This window comes from Celeribacter neptunius, from assembly GCF_900113955.1.
Taxonomy (GTDB): Bacteria; Pseudomonadota; Alphaproteobacteria; order Rhodobacterales; family Rhodobacteraceae; genus Celeribacter; species Celeribacter neptunius.
The window spans coordinates 1-26203 of the sequence record NZ_FORH01000003.1; the positions used below are offsets into that span (position 1 = coordinate 1).

18 protein-coding genes are annotated in these 26203 nt (G+C 61.2%); 12 read left to right on the top strand and 6 right to left on the bottom strand.

Annotation, left to right across the window (positions count from 1 at the left end):
* Positions 1-870: 870 nt before the first annotated feature.
* The 3 genes from BM151_RS08800 to BM151_RS08810 are packed head-to-tail and all read left to right on the top strand — an operon-like array spanning position 871 to position 5529.
* A complete protein-coding gene (locus tag BM151_RS08800; RefSeq protein ID WP_090060147.1) occupies positions 871-2229 on the top strand; it encodes a TolC family protein in 1359 nt (452 codons plus the stop codon).
* The gene (locus BM151_RS08805; RefSeq protein WP_090060149.1) at positions 2222-4354 is read left to right on the top strand and encodes a type I secretion system permease/ATPase; all 2133 of its coding nucleotides are present in this window, start codon (positions 2222-2224) and stop codon (positions 4352-4354) included. Before BM151_RS08800 ends, BM151_RS08805 begins: the two co-directional genes overlap by 8 nt.
* Complete coding sequence (locus BM151_RS08810) at positions 4354-5529, top strand: beta-barrel domain-containing protein (protein ID WP_090060150.1); 1176 nt, start codon at positions 4354-4356, stop codon at positions 5527-5529. The genes BM151_RS08805 and BM151_RS08810 overlap by 1 nt, the downstream gene beginning before the upstream one ends.
* A 178-nt stretch (positions 5530-5707) precedes the next feature.
* On the opposite strand, the gene BM151_RS08815 is transcribed toward BM151_RS08810, so the two are convergent.
* The gene (locus BM151_RS08815) at positions 5708-7975 is read right to left on the bottom strand and encodes an adenosylcobalamin-dependent ribonucleoside-diphosphate reductase (RefSeq protein ID WP_090060152.1); all 2268 of its coding nucleotides are present in this window, start codon (positions 7973-7975) and stop codon (positions 5708-5710) included.
* Positions 7976-8099: 124 nt separating this feature from the next.
* Here BM151_RS08815 and BM151_RS08820 point away from each other — a divergent pair, with 124 nt between their 5' ends.
* Entirely contained in the window at positions 8100-8519 is a 420-nt protein-coding gene (locus BM151_RS08820) for a DUF1489 family protein (protein WP_090060153.1), read from the top strand.
* 344 nt (positions 8520-8863) lie between these two features.
* Here the strand turns inward: BM151_RS08820 and hisG are convergent, their stop codons facing one another.
* From hisG to hisS, 3 genes are read right to left on the bottom strand one after another with little or no spacing between them, the layout of a single operon-like run.
* Entirely contained in the window at positions 8864-9562 is a 699-nt protein-coding gene (gene hisG / locus BM151_RS08825; protein WP_090060155.1) for an ATP phosphoribosyltransferase, read from the bottom strand.
* The gene (locus tag BM151_RS08830; protein WP_090060157.1) at positions 9562-10671 is read right to left on the bottom strand and encodes an ATP phosphoribosyltransferase regulatory subunit; all 1110 of its coding nucleotides are present in this window, start codon (positions 10669-10671) and stop codon (positions 9562-9564) included. The genes hisG and BM151_RS08830 overlap by 1 nt, the downstream gene beginning before the upstream one ends.
* Positions 10671-12155 carry a histidine--tRNA ligase gene (gene hisS, locus BM151_RS08835; protein WP_090060158.1) on the bottom strand — a complete coding sequence of 495 codons (1485 nt, stop codon included), beginning with the start codon at positions 12153-12155 and terminating at the stop codon, positions 10671-10673. Before hisS ends, BM151_RS08830 begins: the two co-directional genes overlap by 1 nt.
* A gap of 163 nt (positions 12156-12318) precedes the next feature.
* Between hisS and BM151_RS08840 the strand changes: the two genes are divergently transcribed.
* Positions 12319-12531, top strand: a complete 213-nt coding sequence (locus BM151_RS08840) for a SlyX family protein (protein ID WP_090060160.1) — start codon at positions 12319-12321, stop codon at positions 12529-12531.
* A gap of 152 nt (positions 12532-12683) precedes the next feature.
* Here BM151_RS08840 and BM151_RS08845 read toward each other — a convergent pair whose 3' ends face one another.
* Positions 12684-13871 carry a hypothetical protein gene (locus tag BM151_RS08845; protein WP_090060161.1) on the bottom strand — a complete coding sequence of 396 codons (1188 nt, stop codon included), beginning with the start codon at positions 13869-13871 and terminating at the stop codon, positions 12684-12686.
* On the bottom strand, positions 13871-17404 hold the full coding sequence (dnaE, locus tag BM151_RS08850; protein WP_090060163.1) for a DNA polymerase III subunit alpha: 3534 nt from the start codon (positions 17402-17404) through the stop codon (positions 13871-13873). The genes BM151_RS08845 and dnaE overlap by 1 nt, the downstream gene beginning before the upstream one ends.
* A gap of 272 nt (positions 17405-17676) precedes the next feature.
* Between dnaE and xdhA the strand changes: the two genes are divergently transcribed.
* Genes xdhA through BM151_RS08885 form a run of 7 tightly spaced genes read left to right on the top strand, consistent with a single transcriptional unit; the run spans position 17677 to position 26202 of the window.
* Positions 17677-19038, top strand: a complete 1362-nt coding sequence (gene xdhA / locus BM151_RS08855) for a xanthine dehydrogenase small subunit (RefSeq protein ID WP_090060734.1) — start codon at positions 17677-17679, stop codon at positions 19036-19038.
* The gene (gene xdhB / locus BM151_RS08860) at positions 19038-21440 is read left to right on the top strand and encodes a xanthine dehydrogenase molybdopterin binding subunit (protein ID WP_090060164.1); all 2403 of its coding nucleotides are present in this window, start codon (positions 19038-19040) and stop codon (positions 21438-21440) included. The genes xdhA and xdhB overlap by 1 nt, the downstream gene beginning before the upstream one ends.
* Positions 21437-22372, top strand: coding sequence for a xanthine dehydrogenase accessory protein XdhC (gene xdhC, locus BM151_RS08865; protein WP_090060735.1), 936 nt, complete (start codon positions 21437-21439; stop codon positions 22370-22372). The genes xdhB and xdhC overlap by 4 nt, the downstream gene beginning before the upstream one ends.
* Complete coding sequence (locus BM151_RS08870; protein WP_090060166.1) at positions 22369-23880, top strand: ABC transporter ATP-binding protein; 1512 nt, start codon at positions 22369-22371, stop codon at positions 23878-23880. The genes xdhC and BM151_RS08870 overlap by 4 nt, the downstream gene beginning before the upstream one ends.
* Positions 23877-24962 carry an ABC transporter permease gene (locus BM151_RS08875; RefSeq protein WP_090060168.1) on the top strand — a complete coding sequence of 362 codons (1086 nt, stop codon included), beginning with the start codon at positions 23877-23879 and terminating at the stop codon, positions 24960-24962. Before BM151_RS08870 ends, BM151_RS08875 begins: the two co-directional genes overlap by 4 nt.
* A complete protein-coding gene (locus tag BM151_RS08880; RefSeq protein ID WP_090060169.1) occupies positions 24962-25276 on the top strand; it encodes a DUF2834 domain-containing protein in 315 nt (104 codons plus the stop codon). Before BM151_RS08875 ends, BM151_RS08880 begins: the two co-directional genes overlap by 1 nt.
* Positions 25276-26202 (top strand): ABC transporter permease, encoded by a 927-nt coding sequence (locus BM151_RS08885; protein WP_090060171.1) that lies wholly within the window; start codon positions 25276-25278, stop codon positions 26200-26202. The genes BM151_RS08880 and BM151_RS08885 overlap by 1 nt, the downstream gene beginning before the upstream one ends.
* Position 26203: the final 1 nt, after the last annotated feature.

Genomic DNA, 26203 nt, shown 5'->3' on the forward strand with positions numbered 1-26203 from the left:
CCCACACCATTCGCGTCGATCTGGAAAACCTGACCATCTTCCACCTGAATGGACTTGTATTCAGGATTTGCGCCAACTTTCAAAACTTCACGTCCGCTCATCTCAAAACTCCCAAATTGGTTCGCCTGCATTCACAGCGCAGAATTCATTGGGATTAGTTTCGGCAGAGGGGAGGCTTATAGCAAAATAAGCTGGTAGTGCTTTGGTATCTTCATCCTAAATCGATGATATTGAGCCCCTGTTTAGCGCGGCTGATATTCAATATGCATGTCACGAGCCCGACACAACGGCCAACACCATCGGTTTGAGAGATGCTATTCAGTCCCGCCACTGGCGATACAGGCAGGAATAGAGCAGCGCACCTATAACTTTGGATCAATCAATTACATACAAATGATAATAAGCAAACACTTTAGAATATTTTTGAGTAAATTTTTGCATGTATTTGCCTAAATACTGATCAGATCAGGCAATACACTCTAAATGAGCTGACAGTTCAGCAAGCGGACCCCATCCGGGATGTCCGCACGGCCCCGCCCCAGGCCAAGCATCCACCCGCTTATTTCCAAATAAGTGACCGAGGTGATGATTTGTAATCCATCGGATTTTCCCGGCCTTCCTCGTCACAGACCATTCAATCGGCAGGGGCAAGGGGACGTACAGAGGGCCTCGGCATGACCAGAATACCGTTCGCCGCAAGAAGCGAAAACCCTCCCCGGAACCAAGGTTGGCGCCGGGGAGGGCATCATAAGGCGAACAGCTTCCCGAGCGACCTCTCTGACAGGTGGGAACAACAAAAACGAGCAAACGCCGCGATTTCATCGACAACTTGGTCCAGTGAAGCGTGAAGCGTGAAGAGAGCAGTGACGAATGACGCAGAAAGTCAGGCCTGCATTGGCCGCCGCGATCGGGATGGCAACACTTGGACTTGTGTCCGGTTGCTCTTCAGACCAGATCCGCCCCGCACAAGAAACACACGAGGCCAAGACTGCTCTGCAACAGGAGGTGCCCCAAGAGACGTGGCCTTGGCGACGGACTGAGTATTCCCCTCTCCTAGAGGGGTCCCCCCTTGCCGCACTGGCAAACGAACTGAGTGCGGCGGCGCTGATTAGATCGGCCGTTGCCCAGGAACAACGAGCTGCCATGGCATCGCGGCGGGCAGCCGAATTCGAACGTTTTCCAAAGCTCGTACCCGCTGTCAACGTACCGGTAGCGAACTCGAGCTCAGCAGAGGCGAGCAATGATCCGTCAATCGGGATTACCCTCGAACAGACACTCTACGATTTCGGGCAGACGCGAATGCGCCTGGAGCGGGCGGATTCCGACATCGAGGCGAAACGCATCGAAGTGTGGTCGGAACGCAACGACGCTGTTCTGAACGGCCTTTTGGCGGCAGTCGATGCCGCTCGGCTGACGCAACAGCTCACGATGTTTCATGACTTGGAGAAATTGCTGTTGAAGCTGGAGCAACGGCTTGAGGCCCGCACCTCTGGCGGCGTTGCGGGCAAAGGCGAAACGCTCCTGATCACTTCAGCGCTTCAAAAAGCGCAAGCGGACACCATCAGAGCCCAAACCGACCTGCGCGCGGCGCAGTCGCAGCTCGCGCGGCTTTTGCCCGCAAACCAGCCGGCGCCGGCCCTGTCTTTGTCCGCAGCCCGCAAAATGTGCCGTCGCGACCTGCCTCAGACGACAGCACCGCGGGTGGCCATGGCGACAGTGTCCCTCGTACAAGCCGAAACGGACAGTCGGCTTATCCGCGGCAAGCGTTTTCCGCGCATTGTCGCGCAGGCAGGGGCCTCCATGACAACGGCGGGCAGCCCTGCCACCTCGATCGGGATTCAGCTTGATACGACCAACATGCTTGGGTTGGGACAAGGGAAAGTGATCGAATCCTACGACGCAAATGTCGAGGCCCGCAAAAGAGCGCTGGCGCAAGCCAACGAAGATATTGCGACAGAGCTCGATCAGCATCGCATGGAGTTCAGGGGTTTTTTGGACAGCGAGCAGCAATTGCAGACTCTTGTGGCGAGCAAGGCGGAGACGCTCGCGCTTTTCGACGATCAGATCGCAGCGGGGCGGCTATCCCTCACCGATGGCATCGACTTGTATCGCGAAGACGCAGACATGCGGATTCAGCTTCTCGATATCCGTGCGAATATTGTCGCCAACTGCCTGCAAACCGCAGCAATCCTGGGCACCCTGGCCGAATACGAGGTAGGCGATGAATAAGCACCTGCATCTTGCCCAAACGGACAATCATCATTGGTCCGCAGGGTTGCTAACCGCCACAGCTCTTTACCTGTCCCAATTCGAAGCCTCCGTCGATGAAGAAGACCTTCTGGTAGGCCTGCCTGCATCCGGCGGCGAACTGCGCGCCGAAATGCACGATCGCGCCCTCGCGCGTCTGGGCTATACGGCGCATTGGGAAAAAAAACGCCTTCCCAGGACGAAATTTCCATATTGCGCGGAAATGAAACATGACCGGTATGCCGTTGTCGTCGGGTCCAATGGCAATGGGTATCAGATTCTCGATGCACTGACTCGTTCGGTGGTGACCATTGAACCCAGTGAGTTCGAAACGCTCTACGTCGGGCGCATCTGCCGGATTTTCCCAACTGTCGAACTCCTTCAGGAACGCCACTCGGTTCCAGCGATGAAGGGGCACTGGTTTTGGGGGAGAGTTCTTGCCCGAAAAGCCCGGGTTATCGACATCACGCTTGCGTCCCTCGTGGCCAATCTGATTGCTATCGCCGTTTCTCTCTTCACGCTGCAGGTTTATGATCGCGTCATTCCCGGGCAATCGGAAGCGACGCTTTGGGTTCTCGTCGGAGGTGCCGCGATTGCCATCTTCTTCGAAGCCAGCATCAGAACAGCCCGCTCGCGCCTGATCGACGAAACTGGCCGGGAAGCAGAGCTGCAGATCACTCAGGACTTGTTCAGCAAGATCACGGGAATGCGGATGGACAAGTTGCCCGCGTCTCCCGGTGCGCTGGTGCATATGGTTCGCGAATTTGGCGCTGTGCGCGAGTTCTTCACGACGGCAACCGTCGGCGTTGTCGCAGACCTCCCGTTTGTATTCGTCTTCCTGTTTGTGATTTTCGGGATTGCCGGGCCAGTGGTGTGGATCATCGTCATCGGCGCACTTCTGACAATCATCCCGAGCCTTCTTGCCCAGCGTCGCATGGCGGTCCTGTCAAAAGAAACCTTGGGCGGAATGTCCTCGGCGTCAAGACTGATGACGGAAGTCACCTATGGCTTGGAGACGGTGAAGGCCACGCGCTCGGAAGCCCGTTTTCAGAAGAATTGGGAAGAAATCGTTCGGCTGAATGCTGTGAAAACCACCGAGCAGCGCGTTCTGTCCGCTTTCCTGACATTTTGGGCCGCAGCCGTTCAGCAAGCCACCTACATCGCCGCGGTGGTGGCCGGCGCATATATGGTGTTTGCAGGCGAATTTTCCGTCGGCTCCATCGTTGCCGTCAGTATCCTGTCGACAAGAACACTGGCGCCGGTAACCCAGCTCGCCGGTGTCCTGGGCCGCTGGCAGAATATGAAGGCTTCTCTGGAAGCCCTTGAACAGCTCATGGCCTCCGAACAAGAACGCCACCCCGAACGCACCTACATTCGCCAGCCCCGGATCAAGGGCGCAATCTCCGTATCCAAGGCAACCTTCGTTCACCCCGGGGCAGATGTCGAAAGTATCAGTGTGAACGCCCTGAACGTCCAGCCCGGATGCCGGTTGGCGCTGTTGGGCGAAAACGGTTCCGGGAAATCCACCTTTCTGAAGCTTCTTTCGGGCCTCTATCACACCACGCAGGGTGAAATCACCCTGGACGGGATCGATATAAGACAAATCGACCCGGCCGATTTGCGCCGCAACGTGGGTTTTCTTCCGCAGGAGGTCCGCCTGTTCCGGGGAACGCTGCGCGAAAATCTGACCATACGCAGCGCTGCGGCCGACGACGAAAAACTGCTCACCGCGCTCGATTTCGGCGGATTGGGGGAATTCATCCGCCGCCACCCCAGGGGGCTCGACCTGGAAATTCTCGACGGAGGAGAGGGGCTGTCAATTGGCCAGCGGCAGAGCGTGGGGCTTGCCAGGCTGTTCCTGCAGGACCCTGCTCTTGTCTTGCTGGACGAGCCGACCTCTGCGCTTGATCAGAAACTGGAACAGCAGATCGTGCAGCGGCTTGGGGCCTGGCTTGAAGGACGCACCCTTGTTGTTGCGACCCACAGGCCTTCCATCTTGTCCATCGTCGATAGGATTGCGGTCATGCAAAATGGACAAGTTGCCCTCGAAGACGACCGCAACACAGTGATGAAACAGCTGACGCCGAAAGCGGGGCAAAGCATCTGATGTCGATTCCACAACTCTTGCCCAACGAACAAGGCTCCGGCCGGAACCGGCGCGTCATCTACCTGATCATCAGCGCGATCGCCACCTTCCTCCTCTGGGCCGCCTACGCACCGCTGGACGAGGTCGTTCGCGGGACAGGCCGTGTCGTACCGATAACCAAGACCCAAACCGTTCAGAATCTGGAAGGCGGCATTGTAGAAGGCATTTTCGTGGCCGAAGGCAGCATTGTCGACGACGGGCAGCGCATCGCGAAAATGAGCGAAACCCAGTTTCTCAGCACCTACAGGGAGCTAGAGGGGCAAAGATTTTCCCTCATGCTGAAAGTGGCACGTTTGCAAGCGGAAGCGGCGGACAACGAAAGCTTCATACCTGTTCCCGAACTTGCGGACCAGGCGCCGGAATATGCCGCATCCGAAATTGAGCTCTTTCGGGTGCGCCGCACAGATCTGTTGTCGTCCCTCGAAAGCTTGGGGGCAGAAGCGAGCCTCAAGAGAAGAGAGGCGGAGATCTTGCGCGCCATGGTCAAAAAAGACGCCGTCGCGGAGATCGATCTTATCCGAGCCGAACAGGCAGCCGTGGCCGCAGAGGGGAAGGTTTCGACCGTCAGAAATGAGTTTGAGACCAAACGTGCCCAGGAATATTCCGATACGCTGATCAAACTGAGACAGGTCGAGGAACAAATGCGAATCCGGGAGGATCAACTCGCGCGCACCGACGTTCGCTCGCCGGTGCATGGGATCGTAAATAAGGTCGTCGCGACCACGATCGGTGGAGTTGTCGGTCCGGGTGATCCATTGGTCGAGATCATCCCATTGGATCATGAATTGCGGATCGAGGGCAGAATCGACCCGCGGGACATCGGCTTTGTCTATGTCGGGATGCCAGCCAGCATCAAGCTGACGGCATTCGATTTCTCTATCTACGGAATGCTCACCGGCGAGGTCATTCATGTCGGGGCGGATACGTTGACGGATCCGACGCAACCCGCCGGAGCACCGCCATATTACGAAGTCTTCGTGAAAGTCGATGCAACCACGCTCGAAGGCCCGGATGGCGTCGTGAATATCCGCCCAGGCATGCTGGCACAGCTCGAACTGAAATCCGGCGAAAAAACCGTGCTCGCCTACCTCTTGAAACCTCTGGCAAAAACAACGGAAGCATTCTCGGAACGCTGATCGGTGAACGCCGCCGAAGCGTTCAAAAACGGCAAATATCGTAACTCATTAATTCAAAAAGAAACCACCGACTGCATGGCAGCCGATGGTCATTAATTCTGTGCCGGAATGGACAAATTACCCCGGAAATGGACAAGATTTAGTGGGTCCTACAACAACAAACAAAACCCCGCCGAGATCAGCCGCATTTGGAGTGGCCGCAGGAGGCGCAGGTCATGCAGCCTTCGACCATGCGCATGTCGTATTGGCCGCAGGAGGGGCAGGCCTTGCCGCGCGGCTTCTCACCGATGGCCACGACATCCGCATGCGGGTCGGTCTTGAGCCCCATGCCCTCGCCTTCGATGAAGCCGGTCTCGATCAGGTGGGTTTCGATCACGCCGCCGATCGCCGCCAGAATGGAGGGGATATATTTGCCCTTCATCCAGGCGCCGCCGCGCGGGTCGAACACCGCCTTGAGTTCTTCGACCACGAAGGACACATCGCCGCCGCGCCGGAACACCGCCGAGATCATCCGCGTGAGCGCCACGGTCCAGGCGAAATGTTCCATGTTCTTCGAGTTGATGAAAATCTCGAAGGGGCGACGATGGCCACCGACCACAATGTCATTGATGGTGATATAGAGCGCGTGCTCCGAATCCGGCCATTTGACCTTATAGGTGTTGCCCTCGAGCTGTTGCGGCCGGTCGAGCGGTTCGGAGAGATAGACGACTTCCGCACCCTCATCACTCTCCGGCGCCTTCTCGGAGCTCTCGGAGACCGAGAGCACGGAACCGGTGACATCGTTCGGCCGGTAGGTGGTGCAGCCTTTGCAGCCCGAATCCCAGGCTTCCATATAGACCTCTTTGAAGTCTTCGAAGGCGATGTCTTCCGGGCAGTTGATGGTTTTCGAGATCGAGCTGTCGACCCATTTCTGCGCCGCCGCCTGCATCCGCACATGGTCCAGAGGGGCGAGCGTCTGGGCATTGACGAAATGCTCCGGCAGCGCGGCACTCTCGCCGAATTTCTCACGGTACATTTTCACCGCGTAATCGACGACCTCTTCCTCGGTGCGCGAGCCGTCCTTCTGCAACACCTTGCGGGTGTAGGCATAGGCAAAGACCGGCTCGATCCCGGAGGACACGTTGCCGGCGTAGAGCGAGATCGTCCCGGTCGGCGCGATCGAGGTCAGAAGCGCGTTGCGGATGCCGTTTTTGGCAATCGCATCTTTCACGTCCTGATCCATCTCTTTGAGCGAACCCGAGGCGAGGTATTTGTCGGCGTCGAACAGCGGGAAGGCACCCTTTTCCTTGGCCAGCTCTGCCGATGCGAGATAGGAGGCACGGGCGATCATCTTCAGCCACTTCTCGGTGGCCGCGGCGGCTTCCTCGGAGCCGTAGCGCAGCCCCACCATCAGCAGCGCATCGGCAAGCCCGGTCACACCGAGGCCGATGCGGCGCTTGGCCTGGGCTTCCTGCGCCTGTTGCTCGAGCGGGAAGCGCGAGGCATCGACCACATTGTCCATCATCCGCACCGCGGTGGCGACAAGATCGGAGAGCATCTCCTCATCCATCCCGGCGTCTTTACCGAACGGGTCTTTCACCAGACGCGCGAGGTTGATCGAGCCCAGAAGACAGGCGCCATAGGGCGGCAAAGGCTGTTCCCCACACGGGTTGGTGGCGGCAATCGTCTCGCAATAGTTCAGATTGTTCATCTTGTTGATGCGATCGATGAAGATCACGCCCGGCTCGGCATAATCATAGGTGCCGCGCATGATCTTGTTCCAAAGATCGCGGGCCTCGAGCGTGTGATAGACCTTGCCGCCGAATTTCAGCTCCCAGGAGGCATCGGCCTTCACCGCTTCCATGAAATCATCGGTCACAAGAACCGAGAGGTTGAACATGCGCAGCCGTGCCGCGTCCTGTTTCGCCTCGATGAAATTGAGGATATCCGGGTGATCGCAGCGCATCGTCGCCATCATCGCGCCGCGCCGCGAGCCCGCCGACATGATGGTGCGGCACATGGCGTCCCAGACATCCATGAAGCTGAGCGGCCCGGAAGCATCCGCAGCCACCCCCATGACATCCGCGCCTTTCGGGCGAATCGTCGAGAAGTCATACCCGATGCCGCCACCCTGTTGCATGGTGAGCGCGGCCTCTTTCAGCATGTCGAAGATCCCCGCCATGCTGTCAGGAATCGTGCCCATGACGAAACAGTTGAACAGGGTCACGGCACGGCCGGTCCCGGCGCCCGCGAGGATACGGCCGGCGGGCAGGAATTTGAAATCCTCGAGCGCGTGGTAGAACTTGTCCTCCCAGGCGGCCTGATCCTTCTCGACCTCGGCCAGGGACCGCGCCACGCGCCGCCAGCTGTCCTCGACGGAGAGATCTCGCGCCGTCCCATCCCCGTCTTTCAGGCGATATTTCATATCCCAGATTTGTTCGGCGATCGGGGCAGCAAAGCGTGTCATGGCGTCTCTCGGATTCGTTTGGCGTGTCAGTCAGGGGCTGCGGTTTACAGGTCTCTGCCATGGAGGGCAATCTTGAAGATCGCGGAAATTTCACTATCTTCAGCACAAGACCTAGGGGGTTAGTGTGGCAGACTACATTCATCTTGTGAAGCTTTGTGTTGGGGTAGATTCATTCGAGCAGCTCGAGAGCTATGTCGAGATGGCCCCCGGCGCGGCGCGCGGCCATACCACCCGGATGTGGCCCAAACAGGAAGAGAAACTCCTGAATGGAGGCTCGCTTTACTGGGTGATCAAGGGCGTCATACAGGCCAGGCAAAAAATCGAAGGCTTGGAAGAGGTTATCGGTGAAGACGGGGTGCGGCGCTGTCGCATCATGCTCGGCAAGCCTTTGATCCGCACCGCCAATGCGCAACGCCGGCCATTCCAGGGCTGGCGCTACCTGAAACCCGAAGACGCCCCCGCCGACCTGCCGAAGGGCCGCAAATGCGAACCCGATCTGCCGCCGGAACTGGCGCAGACCCTGGCCGAGATCGGGGTGATCTGAGGCACAGGCGTATAATGCGCCACTTGATAAAGACCAGAACGTCAGGTTTGAGCCCATGTCGGACGTTCAGAACTTAGCACCTCGTGCGGTATCAAGGCCGCAGGCCGCCGCACATCGCTGACGCGTCCCGCGCGGCGGCGATTTTGTCAGGACAGCACAATGTGTTGAACTTTTTCGGATTTGGCTAGGGTAAACCAAGAAGCTCATAGCTCAGGCTCGCCACCGCCCGCGTCATCGAGGTGCGGCTTGCGCCAAGACTGTAAACGTCCCCTCCGTCCGCATTGCCACCCTTGCGCCGTCCCGAGGCGGACCGCCACAAAGGCGACATCCGATCGGATCGAGGATCAATCCCCCAGACCCAGCATCTCTTTCAATGTCACCAGCGTGGCGCGGGTCTCGTCGGTCCAATGCGCCGTGCGGCTCTTGAACAGGGTGGCCTGCGAACGATGGATCGGGTCGCAGCTCAGCACCTTGAGGTGATTGGCGCGCAATGTGTCACCGGTCGAGGTGATATCGGCCACGGCCTCGGCGGTGAGGTTCTTCACCGTGCCTTCGGTGGCGCCCTGACTATCAACCAGTTGGTAGTCGGCCACGCCATTGGCCTTCAGGAACTCGCGCACCAGATGGTGATATTTGGTGGCGATGCGCAGGCGGAACCCGTGGCGCGCGCGGAAAGCGGCGGCGGCGGCGTCGAGATCGTCCAATGTGTCGACATCGACCCAGGCCTTCGGCACGGCGATGATCAGATCGGCATGGCCGAATCCCATCGGCGCCAGTTCGATCACCTTGCTGTCCCAATTGGCGAGCTTGTCGCGCACCAGATCGGAGCCGGTGACACCGAGGTGAATGCGCCCGGCGGCGAGTTCGCGCGGAATTTCGGAGGCCGACAAGAGCACCAGCTCGACGCCGTCGATGCCGTCGACCGCACCGGAATATTCGCGTTCGGCCCCGGTGCGCGACAGGATCACGCCGCGTTCCGCGAACCATTCAAAGGTCTTTTCCATCAACCGGCCCTTGGAGGGCACGCCAAGTTTGACGATCATCACGCCTCTCCTTTCCCGGTCGCGTTCAGGGCCAGCATCAGCCCGGGACGGATCACCCCGCCGACCGCCGGGATCGAGCGGCCCTGCCCCAACACCGAGGTGAGCGCATCATAGCGCCCGCCGGTCGCCACCGGCGGCAGATCCGGCCGGCCCTCGGCGTAGAAGCCAAAGACGAACCCGTCGTAATATTCCATCGAGGTGCGGCCATAGGAGGCCTCGAAATCGAGGTGATCGACATCGACACCGCGGCTGGCGAGCGCCTCGGTGCGGCGGCCCAAGAGGCTCACAGCCTCGGAAATCTCCGGCAGATCGACGGCGATATCGCGCAGGTTCGAGAGCACATTCGGCAGGGTCTCCTTGAGCGACAGAATGTCGTTCATCAGCGCGATCTCACCATCCGAGATCGGCGGCTCGGCGGCGTCTTCTTCGAGCGCTTTGATCCTTGTGTCGATCTCGGTCTGGGTGCGCAGCCCGATAAAGGGCGCTTCGGCCTCTTTCAGATTGGCCTTCACACGGTCGAGATTCTGTTGCCGAAGCTCTGTGCCCCGGGCCGAAAACCGGGTCATCAGCGCCCGGAACCGGCGCGGCCGCCAGATATGACGCAGCAGCGCATTGCGGCGGCGTTCGGTGGTCTTGAGCCCGCGCACCGCGGCCATCAGGATACCGATATCGCCGGTCGACGCGCGCAGATCATAGTCCGACAGCGCCTCGGCAAAGGCCGCAAAAACCTCGGCATCGGCATCGGCCGGGCTCGAGCCGTCGAACACCTCGAAGCCGACCTGAATATATTCATTGGCCCGTGTCGGCACGTCTTCCTGTTTGCGGAACACCTCGCCCGCGTAGGTGTAGCGCGCCGGTTCGGCACCATCCGACATATGCGCCTGCACCATCGGCACGGTGAAGTCCGGGCGCAGCATCATCTCGCCCTGTTCCGGGTCATGGGTGACATAGGCGCGGGCGCGAATGTCCTCGCCATATAGGTCCAGAAGCACTTCGGCGGGCAGGAGAATATCCATCTCCATGGCCTGCGCGCCCTGCGCCTCGAAACGGGCTTTCAGACGGGCCGCCTCGGCCTTCACATCCGCCTTGGCAATATCGACACGGGGCATCACGTATAGCTTTCGATGATCTCGCGCACTTTCGCGACCATCTCGCCGCGCGGCACTTCATATTGGTTCGGGCGGTCTTTCCACTCCTCGACCGAGGCGCTCTCCGCCAGTTTGGTGCCCAGGATCAGGTCCTTGATCTGCACCACGCCGCGCTCGGCCTCGTCGCCGCCCTGAATGATCGCCACCGGGCTCTCGCGCTTGTCGGCATATTTGAGCTGGTTGCCGAAATTCTTCGGATTGCCAAGATACACTTCGGCGCGGATGCCCGCCTGACGCAGTTCCGTGACCATCGCCATGTAATCGCCCATGCGGTCGCGGTCCATCACGGTGACCACCACGGGGCCTTGCGCTTTCGACCCGATCCGACCGGTGGCACGCAGCGCGGCCAGAAGCCGGTCGACACCGATCGACATGCCGGTAGCCGGCACCGCCTGCCCGGTGAAGCGCTTGACCAGATCGTCATAGCGCCCGCCGCCGGCAACGGAGCCGAACTCGCGCACGCGGCCCTTCTCATCGGTGACTTCAAAGGTCAGCTCGGCCTCATAGACCGGCCCGGTGTAATAGCCCAGGCCCCGCACCACGGCGGGATCGATGACGATGCGGTCGGGGCCGTAGCCCTGACCTTCCAAAAGCTCGGCGATCTGGCGCAACTCATCGACACCTTCGACACCGGTCTGGACCTCACCCACCAGCTCAGCCAGACGGTCGAGCGTGGTGGCGTTGCTGTCCTGGCGGCCATTGACGAAGCCGAGGATCAGCTCGACCTGCGCGGTCTCGAGCCCGGCACCCTTGGTGAAGTCGCCGCTCTCGTCCTTGCGGCCTTCGGTCAGGAGCGCCATGACGCCTTGATCCCCAAACTTGTCGTGCTTGTCGATGGTCCGAAGGACGATGCCACGCACATGGGCAAACTCGTCGGTGTCGGGCAGCCCCGCGGCCTCCAGCACACCATCGAGGACTTTACGGTTGTTCACCCGAATGATGTAATCGCCACGCGTGATCCCCACGGCCTCGAGCGTGTCCGACAACATGGCACAGATTTCCGCATCGGCGGCGACAGACGGCGCGCCGACGGTATCGGCGTCGCATTGGTAGAACTGGCGGAACCTTCCGGGGCCCGGTTTCTCGTTGCGCCAGACCGGCCCCATGGCGAAACGGCGATAGGGCGCGGGCAGGTCCTGACGGTACTGTGCGGCGACACGGGCCAGAGGCGCGGTCATGTCATAGCGCAGTGCCACCCAATCGGAATCGTCCTCCTGCCAGGCAAAGACCCCCTCGTTCGGACGGTCGACATCGGGCAGGAATTTGCCCAAAGCTTCCACCGTCTCGACGGCCGAGGTTTCCAGCGCTTCGAACCCGTAAAGATGATAGACTTCGGCGATCTGATCGAGCATGGTTTTGCGCTCGGTCACCTCGGTGCCGAAATAATCACGAAAGCCCTTCGGCGTGACGGCCTTGGGGCGCGGGGTTTTCTTGGGCTTGGCCATGTCTGGTCCTTTTGCACGACTGTCGCGGGCGGCATATCGCACAGGCGGCGTGTGAGCAAGGCGGCAGGCGGGCAAAGCCGGTGAAATCCCCATGACAAAGGCCTATACATCTGCGTACAGGACGGCCTATAGGGGGCTTCCGATCACATGAGAGAGGCAAGACATGTCTGATGAAAACCGCATCACCGCGCTCGAGGAACAGATCGCCTATCTCACCAAGACGGTCGAGGAGCTCTCCGACATCGTCGCAGATCAGGAACGCATGCTGGAACTCGCGGAACGGCGTCTGGGCATGCTGATGGAGGCCGAGGCGCTCAGACAATCGGAAAGCGACGGTTCGCTGCCCTTGGCCGACCAGCGCCCGCCGCATTGGTAAAGTCATAATTTGCACCGCAAATTGTGACACCAAGCGCACCGGAACGGCAGCTTTGCGGAACCTTTTTGCCATTCGAACGAAGAGACATTCGGCGCGGAGCAAGGCGAAACCGCCGCGCGGGGACCAATGTCCCCAAAGCGGGCAACGCGACCCTAGCGGATCTCTTCGCTCATCACCGCGCCGTCATGCAGCAACAGCTCGAGCCAGCCATGTTCCGCGCCGAAACGCGGATAGACGGAGACGAAGGCCAGCTGGCTTTCCAGCCCGCCGAGTTTTTCCGCCGGGCAGCGGGTCTTGCGGCCGACACCACAGGCTTTGCGCTTGATCTTCTCGTAGCGTTCATCGGCCTCCGACCAGGACGCATCGTTGCCCTCCGAATAGCGCAGCACCTCGTGCAGACCGGCCTCGCCGAACATGATCAGCGCGGCGGTGACCTGACGGGCACAGCCATCGGCAAAGCCGGTGATGAACTGCGTGCGCGGCTCGGCGCTGTCCGGTGCGGTGTCGTAGAGCTGCCAGGCCGCACGCCCCTGATGCGGGAACTGATCGACCTCCGTCCCCATGTCGCGCTTCTTCGCATCACAGAGAATCCCGACCTCGCCAAAGGGCAACACCTCGCCGCGGGCCACCGTCGACACAGGACCCGATTTGCCTGAGCCGGATTTGCCCGGCCCCGCTTTCAGGAACCCGAAGAGCGGCTTACGCGTTTGCGGCGCAGCGTCGGGTTCGGGCTTTGCTGCGACCTCGGGGGACACGCCATGGGTTTCGGGCCGGACAACAAAGGAATCCGCCGCGGCGTCAGCCTCATCTGCCTCGACCGGCAGGGCCGCAAGCTGCACCTCTTCCCTGGCTTTTTCTTTGGCTTTCGGTTTCAGAAAACCGAACAACCCACCCAATCCGGCCTGATGCACCTCGGCGGTGTCCGCCTCTATGCCTGCCTCCGGGGCGGTCTCCGCAGTCGCCACCTCGACCTCGCGCGCCGCCGCCTCGGGCGCCAGTGCCGTCATGGCATGTTCGGAGGAGGTCCCTTCGACCACTTCGATGCCTGTGTCTTTCAGAGGCGAGGGATCCGCCTTGGGGCTCAGGAAGGCGAAAAGACCTTTCTTCGGCGGAGCGCTCTCTGCCGCCTCTTCCGCTTGGGCCGCTTGTGCCGCCGCCACGAAAGCTTCGGCCAATTCGGCCTCGGCGGCATCTCCGGCCTCGGCCTCTGTGGCCTGAGTGGCCGTCTCCGCCGCGAAACTCTCCGCAGGCGCGGCCTTTCCCGGCTGCAACGCCTCTGGCAAGGTCATCTGACAGGCCGGCAGCAGGATCAATGCGGCCAGAGCGGAGGTTTTCTTCATCACAGGTCCTCCACCATGACGACGCCATCGAAGGACTTGATCGCCCCTTTGATTTCCGGAGTGATCACAAAGGGTTGCGGGATATCGATATCCACCTCATTGGGGTAGTCCGGCGGCATGAGGCAAAAGCTCACCGCACCGCGCGGGGGCTGTTTCGCCTCTTGCGTCACCCGGGTCAGCAACTCGTTCACCTGCGTCACCGCGCCCGCGTCATCGCAATAGATCTTGAGCCCGGCGCCCCCCGCATCGGCCACAACCGTTTCCATCGGCGCGACCGAGCGGATCATCGGATCGAACTGCCCGTCCTCAAACCGCCCCTCGAGCGAGATCACCACTTTGTCGTGTTTCTCGAAAATCTCGTAGGTCGGCTCGTATTCGCCTTTTCTCGGGAACATGGCGATGCCCGCCAATTGCCCGGTGCTGTCCGAGATATTCATCCGGAAATACCGCGTGCCCTTGCCGGATTTCATCGGCCGGAAGCCTGACACCAGCACACCGACCTTGACCAGCGCCGCACCTTCGGCCTCGGCCTTTTCCTGCGCTTCCGCGAGCGTCGCGATCTTCTTGCGCCGCAAGGCGCCCGCGTAATCGTCGAGCGGGTGGCCGGAAAGGTAAAAACCAATGGCTTTCTGCTCTTCCATCAGCCGCTCGGAAGCGACCCAATCGCCCACCGGCGACAGGCGCGGCTCCGGCAGATCCTCGCCGGCGTCCCCAAAGAGCGACACCTGGCTAGAGGCTTTCTGTTCATGAATGGCGGCGGAATATTGCACCAGTTGCTCGAGACTGTCGAAGACCCGGCGGCGGTTGCTGTCGAGCTGATCGAAGGCGCCGGCACGCGCCAGCATCTCCAAGGGCCGTTTGCCGACCTTCTTGAGATCGACCCGGCGAGCGAAATCGTAGAGCGTGACGAAGGGCTTGCCACCCGGCGCATCGCTGCCCTCGAGCCGGGCATTGACGATGAGCTGCATCGCCTCGACCCCGACATTCTTCAAGGCGCCCAGCGCATAGACCAGATTCTGATCGACCACGTCGAAAGTGGCGAGCGAGCGGTTCACGCAGGGCGGCACGATCTCGATCTCGAGGCCGCGTTTGACCTCTTCGGCATAGATCGACAGCTTGTCTGTGAGATGGATATCGCAATTCATCACACCGGCCATGAACTCGACCGGGTGGTTCGCCTTCAACCAACCGGTCTGATAGGACACCACCGCATAGGCCGCCGCGTGGGATTTGTTGAAGCCGTAGTTGGCGAATTTCTCCAACAGGTCGAAAACCTCGGAGGCTTTCTTCTTGTCGACACCGTTCTTGGCCGCGCCCTCTTCGAATTTCGGGCGCTCGGCGTCCATCGCCTCCTTGATCTTTTTGCCCATGGCGCGGCGCAACAGGTCGGCGCCACCAAGCGAATAGCCCGCCATGACCTGGGCGATCTGCATCACCTGTTCCTGATAGACGATGATGCCCTGGGTCTCGGCGAGGATGTGATCGATGGTCGGGTGCACCGACTCCAATTCCTTGCGCCCGTGTTTCACGTCGCAATAGGTCGGGATGTTTTCCATGGGCCCCGGACGATAGAGCGCCACCAGCGCCACGACATCCTCGATACAGGTCGGCTTCATCTGCCGCAGCGCCTGCATCATGCCCGAGCTTTCAACCTGGAACACCGCGACGGTCTTGGCGTCCGAATAGAGCTTGTAGGTCGCCGCATCATCCAAGGGAATGAGGTTGATCTCATTCTCCCCGCCTTCGGGCGGCTGATAGAGCTCCGTGCCATCGGCGGCGACATGCAAGGGCCGTCCGGATTTGAAGATCAGGTTCATCGCCGACTGGATCACGGTCAGGGTCTTGAGACCGAGAAAGTCGAATTTCACCAGACCGGCCTGTTCCACCCATTTCATGTTGAACTGGGTGGCGGGCATGTCGGAACGCGGGTCCTGATAGAGCGGCACCAGCTCGTCGGTCGGACGGTCCGCGATCACCACACCGGCGGCGTGGGTCGAAGCGTTCCGCAACAGCCCCTCGACCTGCTGACCATAGGTCAGAAGCCGGTCGACCACCTCTTCGTTCCGGGCCTCTTCGCGGAGCTTCGGCTCGTCTTCCAATGCCTGTTTGATCGAGACAGGCTTGACGCCCTCGACCGGAATGAGTTTCGAAAGCCGGTCCACCTGACCGTAGGGCATTTGCAACACCCGGCCGATGTCGCGCACGGCAGCTTTCGACAGAAGCGCACCGAAGGTGATGATTTGCCCGACCTTGTCGCGCCCGTATTTCTTTTGCACATATTGGATCGTCTCTTCCCGGCGATCCATGCAGAAGTCGATGTCGAAGTCGGGCATCGACACACGTTCCGGGTTCAAAAACCGTTCGAACAGCAGCGAGTAGCGCAGAGGGTCCAGGTCGGTGATGGTCAGCACATAGGCGACCAGCGAGCCAGCCCCCGACCCCCGCCCCGGCCCGACCGGGATATTGTTGTCCTTCGACCATTTGATGAAGTCGGCCACGATCAGGAAGTAGCCCGGGAACCCCATCTGTTCGATGATGCCCAGCTCGAACTTGAGCCGTTCCTCATATTCCTCCCGCGTGCCGGCGGGCTGGATCACGGCAAGACGCTTGTCCAGACCTTCCCAGGCCTGTTTGCGCAATTCCTCGACCTCGTCATCGGCGAATTTCGGCAAGATCGGCGCGCGTTTATAGGCCTTGAATGCGCAGCGTTTCGCGATCTCGACGGTGTTCTCGATCGCCTCTGGCAGGTCGGCAAACAGCGCCGCCATTTCCGCCGGGCTCTTGAAATAATGCTGCGGGGTGAGGCGACGGCGCGGCTCGACCTGATCGACATAGGCGCCCTCGGCAATACAGATCAGCGCATCATGCGCCTCGTACATGTCCGCCTTGGGAAAATAGACATCGTTGGTCGCGACCAGCGGCAGGCCAAGGTCATAGGCCCATTCGACGAAGGGCCGCTCGGTCAGCCGTTCGGCCTCGGTATAGCCGCCGTCTTCGCCCGGGTGGCGTTGCAGCTCGACATAGAGCCGGTTCGGATAGATCGCCTTGAAACGCTCCAAAAGCGCGCGGGCCTGCGCCGGATGATTGTCGGTGATCATCTGGCCAATAGGGCCCAGCGCGCCGCCTGTGAGACAGATCAGCCCGCCGGAGTAGCGCTCCAGCTCCTCCACCGTGACCTTCGGGATGCCGTCGTGCTTATCCACATAAAGACAGGAGTTGAGCTTCATCAGATGCTCATAGCCCGTCTCATTCTGGGCCAGGAGCACCACCGGCGCGGGGGCTTTTTCCTTCTCACCCGGCTCCGCCGTATGATAGGCGACCGAGACCTGACAGCCGATGATCGGCTGCACCCCCGCGCCCTTGGAATATTCGGAAAACTCGAGCGCACAGAACAGGTTATTGGTGTCGGTGACCGCCACCGCCGGCATATCCATATCGGTGACCATGCCGCACAATTTCTTGAGCCGCATCGCCCCCTCGAGGAGCGAATATTCGGTGTGAACGCGAAGATGGATAAAGGTCGGACTGCTCATTTCGGCGCCAAGCTAGCGCATGCACGCAGGCAGCGCCAAGGGCAAAACGTCACTTTTCCACAGCAGCTTTGTCGCCCGTCCACCATGGCCGCAGACCGAAGCTCCGCGCCCATATTTTGACCAAATGTACAAAAACCACGCAAAAGGCGGCGCATTTCCGCGCCGAATCCCTTGCAAATTACCGCCCGAGCCGGTTTTCTCAGCCTAATCTGCACGGGCTTTCCGCCGCATCGGGCCCGTGGTTTCAAAAAGAAAGCGGCTGGTCTGACATGATGGAGATCACTTTTCGGCTCAATGGCGAGATCGTTCACGCCGAGACGACACCCACGGGCACTCTTCTGGATTATCTGCGCGAAACCCAGGGGCTCACGGGCACGAAAGAGGGTTGCAACGAGGGCGATTGTGGCGCCTGCACGGTGATGGTCGAGGATGAGAGCGGCAAGCGACCGCTCAACGCCTGCATCCTGTTCCTGCCGCAGCTCCATGGCAAATCGGTGACCACGGTCGAGGGCCTGTCAAAAGGCGACATGCTGCATCCTGTGCAAAGCGCGATGATCGAGGAACATGGCAGCCAATGTGGCTTCTGCACCCCTGGCATCGTCATGTCGCTGGCCACGGCACATGCCCGCGGTGACACCAATCATGAGGATATTCTGGCCGGCAACCTCTGTCGCTGTACCGGCTACGCGCCGATCCTGCGCGCCGCCGAAAAGGCTGCGGAGGTGCCGGTCCCCGAGGGTCTGGAACACACCCCCTTCGACGCCCCCAGCATTGTCGAACGCCCCGAGAGCAGCGACGAGCTGGCCGCGATCTACGGGCTGAAACCCGAGGCCACCCTCATTGCCGGGGCCACGGATGTCGGGCTTTGGGTCACCAAACAGCTTCGTGATCTGGGTGACGTGATTTTCCTGGGCGGCGTCGCGGATCTGAAAACCATCACCGAGAGCGACGCAGGCTTCGAGATTGGCGCCATGGTGCCGATTGCCGAGCTGATCCCCCTGTTCAAACCGCATTCGGCCTCTCTGGCGGAAATGTATCGCCGCTTTGCCTCGACCCAGGTGCGCGCCGCGGCCACTTTGGGCGGCAATATTGCCAATGGGTCCCCCATCGGCGACAGCCCGCCGCCTCTGATCGCGGCAGGCGCCACGTTGACACTGCGCAAGGGGGAAGATCGACGGGTGATCCCGCTCGAGGAGTTCTTCATCGCCTATGGCAAACAGGACCGGCAGGCGTCCGAATTCGTAGAGAGCGTCATGGTCCCCAAAGCCGGGCTTGCGGATCTGAAGGTCTACAAGCTGTCGAAACGGTTCGATCAGGACATTTCCGCGGTCTGCGGCGCCTTCAACATCACGATCGAAGACGGACAGGTCGCCGCCGCGCGCATCGCCTTTGGCGGCATGGCGGGGACACCCGCACGGGCGAAAACCGTTGAGAGGGCGCTGATCGGCCAGCCCTGGACGATGGACACGATCGAAGCCGCCCTGCCCGGCTTCAAAGAGGATTACACCCCGATGAGCGACATGCGCGCCTCGGCCGGATACCGGCTCACCGCCGCGCAGAACATGCTCAAACGCTATTTCGCCGAAAGCCAGGGGCTCACGACCTCGGTGCTCAATGTGAAGGAGGGCGCGTGATGTCTGTCGGCTCCCCACTCCCCCATGACGCGGCGAAGCTCCATGTGACGGGCCAGGCCCGCTATATCGACGACATCCCGCTTCCTGCCGGGACGCTGCATCTGGCCTTTGGCCTCTCGACCGTGGCACATGGCGAGATCACGGCGATGGATCTCTCCGCCGTGCGCGCCGCACCCGGTGTGGTGCGCGTGTACACCGCCGAGGATTTCGACGGCCATGTCCCGGATTGCTCGCCCTCGCTGGGCGATGAGCCCTTGCTCACCTCCGGCGAGGTGCAGTTCATAGGCCAGCCGATCTTCCTCGTCGTCGCCACCTCGCATCTGGCCGCGCGCAAGGCTGCCAAATTGGGCAAAATCTCCTACAAGGAGCTGCCGGCGCTTCTCGACTATGACGCCGCGATGGAAGCCGAAAGCCGTTTCGAAGATGGGCCACGCATCTACGGCTGTGGCGATGCCGCAAAGGCCATCTCTGAAGCACCGCACAAGATCGAAGGCACGATCGAGATCGGCGGTCAGGAACACTTTTATCTCGAGGGGCAGGCCGCCGCCTGTGTGCCACAGGAAGGTGGTGACATGCTGGTCCATTCTTCGACCCAGCACCCCTCCGAGATTCAGCACAAGGTGGCCCATGCGCTGCATGTGCCGATGCATGCGGTGCGGGTCGAGACCCGGCGCATGGGCGGTGGGTTTGGCGGCAAGGAGAGCCAGGGCAACTGGCTCGCCATCGCCTGTGCCATTGCCGCGCGCGACACCGGCAAGCCCTGCAAGATGCGCTACGACCGCGACGATGACATGGTGATCACCGGCAAGCGTCACGATTTCCGCATCTCCTACAGCTGCGGCTTCGACGAGGACGGGCGAATTCTCGGCGTCGACTTCCTGCAAATCACCCGCGCCGGCTGGTCGATGGATCTGACATTGCCAGTGGCTGACCGGGCGATGCTGCACGCGGACAATGCCTATTTCCTGCCGAACGCCCGGATCGAAAGCCACCGGTTGAAGATGAACACGCAATCGAACACCGCCTATCGCGGTTTCGGCGGGCCGCAGGGCGTGTTGGGCATCGAGCGCGTGCTCGATCATATCGCGCATAGCTTGGGCAAAGACCCGATCGAAGTCCGTAAACTCAACTATTACGACGAGATGGTGGTGCCCACGGCGGGCGAGGGCCTGCCCGAGGATCACGTGCTGTCCTTCGAGGGCGAGCCCACGTCGCTGGGCAGCGTCGAACATCTCGATCCGCATCCTGCGCACGCGGGCGGGCGAATGACCCCACGCGGCAAGCTCACCCCCTACGGTCAGGAGGTCGAGGATTTCATCCTGCACGGCATGACCGAAGAGCTATTGAAAACCTCCGACTATGCCGCACGCAAAACGGCCATCGAAAAATGGAACGCGGCAAGCCCAATCATCAAGAAGGGCCTCGGCGTCTCGCCGGTCAAATTCGGCATCTCCTTCACGCTGACCCATCTCAATCAGGCGGGCGCGCTGGTTCATATCTACAATGATGGCTCGATCCATCTGAACCATGGCGGCACGGAAATGGGGCAAGGCCTGTTCCAGAAGGTCGCGCAGGTCGCGGCCCAGGAATTCGGCGTCTCGATGGACAAGGTGAAGATCACCGCCACCGACACCGCGAAAGTGCCCAATACCTCGGCCACCGCCGCCTCTTCGGGCTCGGATCTGAACGGTATGGCGGTGAAGAACGCCTGCGACCGCATCCGCACACGGCTCGAGGTCTTCATCCTCGACCGCTTCGGCGAGAGCGACGTCACATGGTCCAAGGGCAAGGTGCATTTTGGTGTCCATGAGATGGCGTTCGACGAGCTGATCAGCCTTGCCTATATGAACCGCGTCTCGCTCTCCTCGACCGGGTTCTACAAAACGCCGAAGATCGAATGGGACCGGATCAAGGGCAAGGGTCGGCCGTTCTTCTACTTCGCCCACGGCATCGCGATCACCGAGGTGGCGCTCGACACATTGACCGGCGAAAACCGCATCCTGCGCGCCGATATCCTGCATGACGCAGGTGCCTCGCTGAACCCGGCGCTCGACAAGGGCCAGATCGAGGGCGGCTATGTGCAGGGTGCGGGCTGGCTCACCACCGAGGAACTGGTGTGGGACGACAAGGGCATGCTCAAGACCCATGCGCCCTCGACCTATAAAATCCCGGCCTGCTCCGACGCGCCCGACGTGTTCAACGTCGATCTTTGGGACGGGCGCAACCGCGAAGAGACGATCTATCGCTCGAAAGCCGTCGGCGAGCCGCCCTTCATGCTCGGCATTTCCGCCTTCCTCGCTCTGTCAGATGCCTGCGCATCTTGCGGACCGAACTATCCGGCGCTCAATGCCCCCGCCACGCCCGAGGAATGCCTCGCCGCGATTGCGAGGGCAAAGGCGTGAGCTTTGATCGCGAGGCCCTGAACGCCGCCCTCTCCAAACATGGCCGCGTCGCCCGCGTGGTCGTGGCGGAGGTGCAGGGCTCCGCGCCCCGCGAGGTCGGTGCCTCCATGCTCGTCTGGCAAACCGAAAGCGGGTTTGCTCAATCCGGCACCATTGGCGGCGGCACGTTGGAATTCGAGGCGGCGAAAGCGGCGTTTTCCGCCCCGCGCCTGCAACGCCTGCCGCTCGGGCCCGCCATGGGGCAATGCTGCGGCGGGGCGGTGGTGCTTTTGACCGAAGTGTTTGAAAGCGTGGACCACATTCCCGAGGACATCTTTGCCCGCGGTCCGCAAAACAAGCCCGGCGACATGCCTTTCTCGGTCAAGAAAGCCCTCTCCGAGGCGCGCGCACAGGGGCTCATCGCGCCAAAGCTGCATGGCGACTGGATGGTCGAACCGATCACCCGCGCCACACGTCCGCTTTGGGTCTGGGGCGCCGGCCATGTCGGGCGCGCCATCGTCAACACTTTGGCCCCCTTGCCGGAGTTCGCCATCACCTGGATCGACACCGCGCAGGCGCGCTTTCCCGAGATCTGCCCCGAAGGCGTCGATCAACTCGTCGCCGCCCATCCGGAACAGGTGCTGCCCCACGCGCCCCGAGAGGCCGAGCACCTGATCCTGACCTATTCCCATGCGCTCGATCTCGAACTTTGTCACCGGGTTCTCACCCATGGGTTCGCCTTTGCCGGGCTGATCGGATCGCGCACGAAATGGGCACGTTTCCGGTCCCGGCTGCGCGATCTCGGCCATACCGACGCCCAAATCGCGCGCATTTGCTGTCCGATTGGGCAACCTGACCTTGGGAAACATCCGCAAGCCATTGCGGTCGGGGTCGCAGCCCAAGTAATCTCTGGGCGAAAGATCACAGAATCTTACGGGGAACGAACTGGGTGACGGAGCTTTTGAAAGTCGTGGGGCTGACCCGCGAATATCCCGGCGTGCGCGCCAATGACGATGTGAGTTTTTCCATCGGCACCGGTGAGGTGCATGCGCTTCTGGGCGAAAATGGCGCTGGCAAATCGACGCTGGTCAAGATGATCTACGGGCTGGAAAAGCCCGACGCGGGGGTCATGGAACTGCGCGGCGGCTCTTACGCGCCGCAGAACCCGCAAGCCGCCCGCGCCGCCGGCGTTGCCATGGTCTTTCAACATTTCTCCCTCTTCGAGGCGCTGAATGTCGCCGAAAACGTCGCCCTCGGCATGGAGAACCCGCCGAAAATGCGCGAGCTGGCCAAGAGCATTCGCGAGGTCTCGGAGAATTACGGCCTGCCGCTCGATCCGGACCGGATCGTCGGAGATCTGTCAGCGGGCGAACGCCAGCGTGTCGAGATCATCCGCTGCCTGTTGCAGGACCCGAAACTCTTGATCATGGACGAGCCGACCTCGGTCCTCACCCCGCAAGAGGTGGAGATCCTGTTCAAGACCCTCCGGAAATTGCAGGCCGAAGGCACCTCGATCCTCTATATCTCGCACAAGCTCGAGGAAATCCGCGCGCTCTGCGACGAAGCGACGATCCTGCGTCTCGGCAAGGTTGTCGGCACCTGCGATCCGAAAGCCACAACGGCGCGCGAGATGGCGGAAATGATGGTCGGCCAGACGCTGCATGTGCCGACGCGCGAAGGCGGCTCGACCGGCGCGGTGCTTCTCGAGGTCAACGGGCTAACCTTTGCCCCCGCGACCCCCTTTGGCACCCGTCTCAAGGATGTCTCGCTGACCCTGCGCGCGGGCGAGATCCTGGGCATCGGCGGGGTGGCCGGCAACGGGCAGGACGAGCTCTTGTCCGTCCTTTCGGGCGAGGCCAGAACCGAGAAACACTCGGTCACCTTCATGGGCGAAAACATCGGCCATACCGGCCCCAACGCGCGTCGTCGGATCGGCATTCTTGCCGCCCCCGAGGAGCGTCTGGGCCATGCCGCAGCGCCCAATATGAGCCTGACCGAGAATGCCGCGCTCACTGCGACGATCCGCAAGAAGCTCACGAAAAACAATTTCCTCAATTGGAAAAAGACCGAAGCCTTCGCCGAGGAGGTGATCGAAGCCTTCGATGTGCGCACCCCCGGCCCCGGTTCGGCCGCGCGGTCGCTCTCGGGCGGCAATCTGCAGAAATTCGTCATCGGCCGCGAAGTGCTTCAGGACCCGAAAGTGCTGGTGGTGAACCAGCCGACCTGGGGGGTGGACGCCTCGGCGGCGGCGGCGATCCGGCAGGCGCTTCTGGACCTGGCGGCCAAGGGCGCGGGCGTGTTGGTGATCTCGCAGGATCTCGACGAGCTGATGGAAATCTCCGACCATTTCGCCGCCCTGAACGAGGGCACGCTCACGGCCCCGCGTGTGGCCAAAGGGCTCACGGTGGATGAGATCGGTCTGATGATGGGCGGCGCCCATGACATGGAGGTGGCGCAATGATCAAATTCGTCAAACGCCCCGAACCTTCGAAAGCCTGGACATTGGCGACACCGATCCTCGCCGTGATCATCACCATGATCCTCGGCGGCCTGCTGTTTGCCGCCATGGGCAAGGACCCGGTGGCCGCGATCCGCACCATCTTCTGGGACCCGCTGTTCAACGCGCAATTCGCGTCTTATTCGCGACCGCAGCTTCTGGTGAAAGCCGCGCCGCTCATTCTGATTGCCATCGGCCTCAGTCTCGGCTTCAAGGCCGGGATCTGGAACATCGGCGCGGAAGGTCAGTATATCATCGGCGCCATCACCGGCGCCTCGGTGGGCCTGGCGCTCTACCCGCTCGATGCCTGGTGGATCTTCCCGCTGATGGTGATCGCGGGCGCGCTTGGCGGCTTTCTCTGGGCGATGATCCCGGCGCTTTTGAAGACGAAATTCAACACCAATGAGATCCTTGTCTCGCTGATGCTGGTGTACGTGGCCGAGCAGATCCTCGCCTCCGCCGCGCTTGGGTTCCTGCGCAACCCCGAAGGCAACGGCTTTCCCGGCTCGCGCAACATGAGCCAGATCCCGGCCATGTCGAACCCGGAACTGATCACCGGCACCGGCGCCCATTGGGGTGTCGTCGCAGCCTTGGCCTCTGTGGTCGGCGCCTATGTGCTGATCAACAAACACATGCTCGGGTTCCAGATCCGCCTGACCGGCGAAAGCCCGCGAGCGGCGCGCTTTGCCGGCGTGAAGGACAAGCTTCTGGTGGTGTTCTGTCTCGGCTCGGCCGGGGCACTCGCCGGGCTCGCGGGCCTCTTTGAAGTCACCGGACCGGCGGGGCAGATCTCCATCGATTTCGGTGCAGGCTATGGCTTTACCGCGATCATCGTCGCCTTTCTCGGGCGGCTGCACCCGGTCGGCATCCTGCTCGCAGGGCTGCTTCTGGCGCTGACCTTCATCGGCGGCGAACTGGCGCAATTCATGCTTGGCCTGCCCTCTTCGGCGATCCAGGTCTTTCAGGGCATGTTTCTGATGATCCTGCTGGCCATGGATATCGTGGTGAATTACCGCGTGATCATCGTGAAGAAGGAGGCCGCGTGATGCCCGGCTCCCGCTTCTGGTTTCTCCTGGCACTCCTCGGCACTGTGATCCCCTGGGTGTTTTTCGGCAGCTGGTTTGCCGCGAACGGGCTCTCCCCGCTCGCTTTCATCGCGGATCTCTTTGTCAACGGCGCCGCGGCCGGGTTTTCCGCCGATGTGCTGATTTCGATCGCAACCTTCTGGATTTGGTCCTATTTCGACGCGAAACGTCAGGGCATTCGGCTATGGTGGCTGGTGCTGCCCGCGAGTTTTACCGTCGGCCTGTCGCTGGCCCTGCCGCTCTATCTCGGACTACGTGAAAAGGAGGCCGCGTGATGGACTTCGGTGGTATCAATCCTGTCATCCTGCTGGCCTCGCTGATGGTCGCCTCGACCCCGATCCTTCTGGCGGCTCTGGGCGAGATGGTGGTGGAAAAATCCGGTGTGCTGAATCTCGGCGTCGAGGGGATGATGATTTTCGGCGCGGTCTGCGGCTTCATCGCCGCGGTCGAGACGCAATCGCCGACCCTGGGCTTCATCGCCGCCGCCGCGGGCGGGGCGCTTTTGTCGATGCTCTTTGGCCTGCTCACGCAGATTTTCCTGACCACCCAGGTGCCGGCCGGTCTGGCGCTCACCTTGCTGGGCACCGGTCTGGCCTCGCTTCTGGGGCAGAACTATCAGGGCATGTCGCCGCCGCGCATGCCGGATATGAATATCCCGCTTCTGGAAAACATCCCGGTGATCGGGCCGGTGATCTTTCAACACGATGCCATCGTCTACCTGTCTCTGATCATGGTGGTGGCGATCTGGGCGGTGCTGAAATTCACCCGTGTCGGGCTGATACTGCGCGCGGTGGGCGAGAACCACACCGCGGCCCATGCGCTTGGCTACAAGGTCAAGGCGGTGCGCTTTGCCGCCATCGGGTTCGGAGGCGCCATGGCGGGGCTTGGCGGGGCTTACATCAGCCTCGTGCGGGTGCCGCAATGGACGGATGGCATTACGGCGGGCATCGGCTGGATCGCCCTGGCCATCGTGGTTTTCGCCAGTTGGCGCGCGGGGCGCGTGCTCATTGGCGCTTACCTTTTCGGCGGTATCACGGTGCTGCAACTCAACCTTCAGGCGGCGGGCGCAAAAGTCCCGGTGGAGCTTTTGTCCATGTCGCCTTTCCTTGCGACCATTCTGGTCCTTGTCGTCATTTCCGCACGGCGTCATGGTGCCTCCAACGCACCTGCCATGCTGGGGCGGATTTTCCACAGCTCGTGAT

Excerpts from the sequence above, each read along its gene's own strand:
- BM151_RS08800 (WP_090060147.1), top strand. The coding sequence starts at position 871 with ATGACGCAGAAAGTCAGGCCTGCATTGGCCGCCGCGATCGGGATGGCA.
- dnaE (WP_090060163.1), bottom strand. The coding sequence starts at position 17,404 with ATGAGCAGTCCGACCTTTATCCATCTTCGCGTTCACACCGAATATTCG.
- BM151_RS08845 (WP_090060161.1), bottom strand. The coding sequence starts at position 13,871 with ATGAAGAAAACCTCCGCTCTGGCCGCATTGATCCTGCTGCCGGCCTGT.
- BM151_RS08805 (WP_090060149.1), top strand. The coding sequence starts at position 2,222 with ATGAATAAGCACCTGCATCTTGCCCAAACGGACAATCATCATTGGTCC.
- BM151_RS08885 (WP_090060171.1), top strand. The coding sequence starts at position 25,276 with ATGGACTTCGGTGGTATCAATCCTGTCATCCTGCTGGCCTCGCTGATG.
- BM151_RS08830 (WP_090060157.1), bottom strand. The coding sequence starts at position 10,671 with ATGCCCCGTGTCGATATTGCCAAGGCGGATGTGAAGGCCGAGGCGGCC.
- BM151_RS08840 (WP_090060160.1), top strand. The coding sequence starts at position 12,319 with ATGTCTGATGAAAACCGCATCACCGCGCTCGAGGAACAGATCGCCTAT.
- BM151_RS08810 (WP_090060150.1), top strand. The coding sequence starts at position 4,354 with ATGTCGATTCCACAACTCTTGCCCAACGAACAAGGCTCCGGCCGGAAC.
- BM151_RS08875 (WP_090060168.1), top strand. The coding sequence starts at position 23,877 with ATGATCAAATTCGTCAAACGCCCCGAACCTTCGAAAGCCTGGACATTG.
- BM151_RS08880 (WP_090060169.1), top strand. The coding sequence starts at position 24,962 with ATGCCCGGCTCCCGCTTCTGGTTTCTCCTGGCACTCCTCGGCACTGTG.
- hisG (WP_090060155.1), bottom strand. The coding sequence starts at position 9,562 with ATGATCGTCAAACTTGGCGTGCCCTCCAAGGGCCGGTTGATGGAAAAG.
- xdhA (WP_090060734.1), top strand. The coding sequence starts at position 17,677 with ATGGAGATCACTTTTCGGCTCAATGGCGAGATCGTTCACGCCGAGACG.
- xdhB (WP_090060164.1), top strand. The coding sequence starts at position 19,038 with ATGTCTGTCGGCTCCCCACTCCCCCATGACGCGGCGAAGCTCCATGTG.
- hisS (WP_090060158.1), bottom strand. The coding sequence starts at position 12,155 with ATGGCCAAGCCCAAGAAAACCCCGCGCCCCAAGGCCGTCACGCCGAAG.
- BM151_RS08815 (WP_090060152.1), bottom strand. The coding sequence starts at position 7,975 with ATGACACGCTTTGCTGCCCCGATCGCCGAACAAATCTGGGATATGAAA.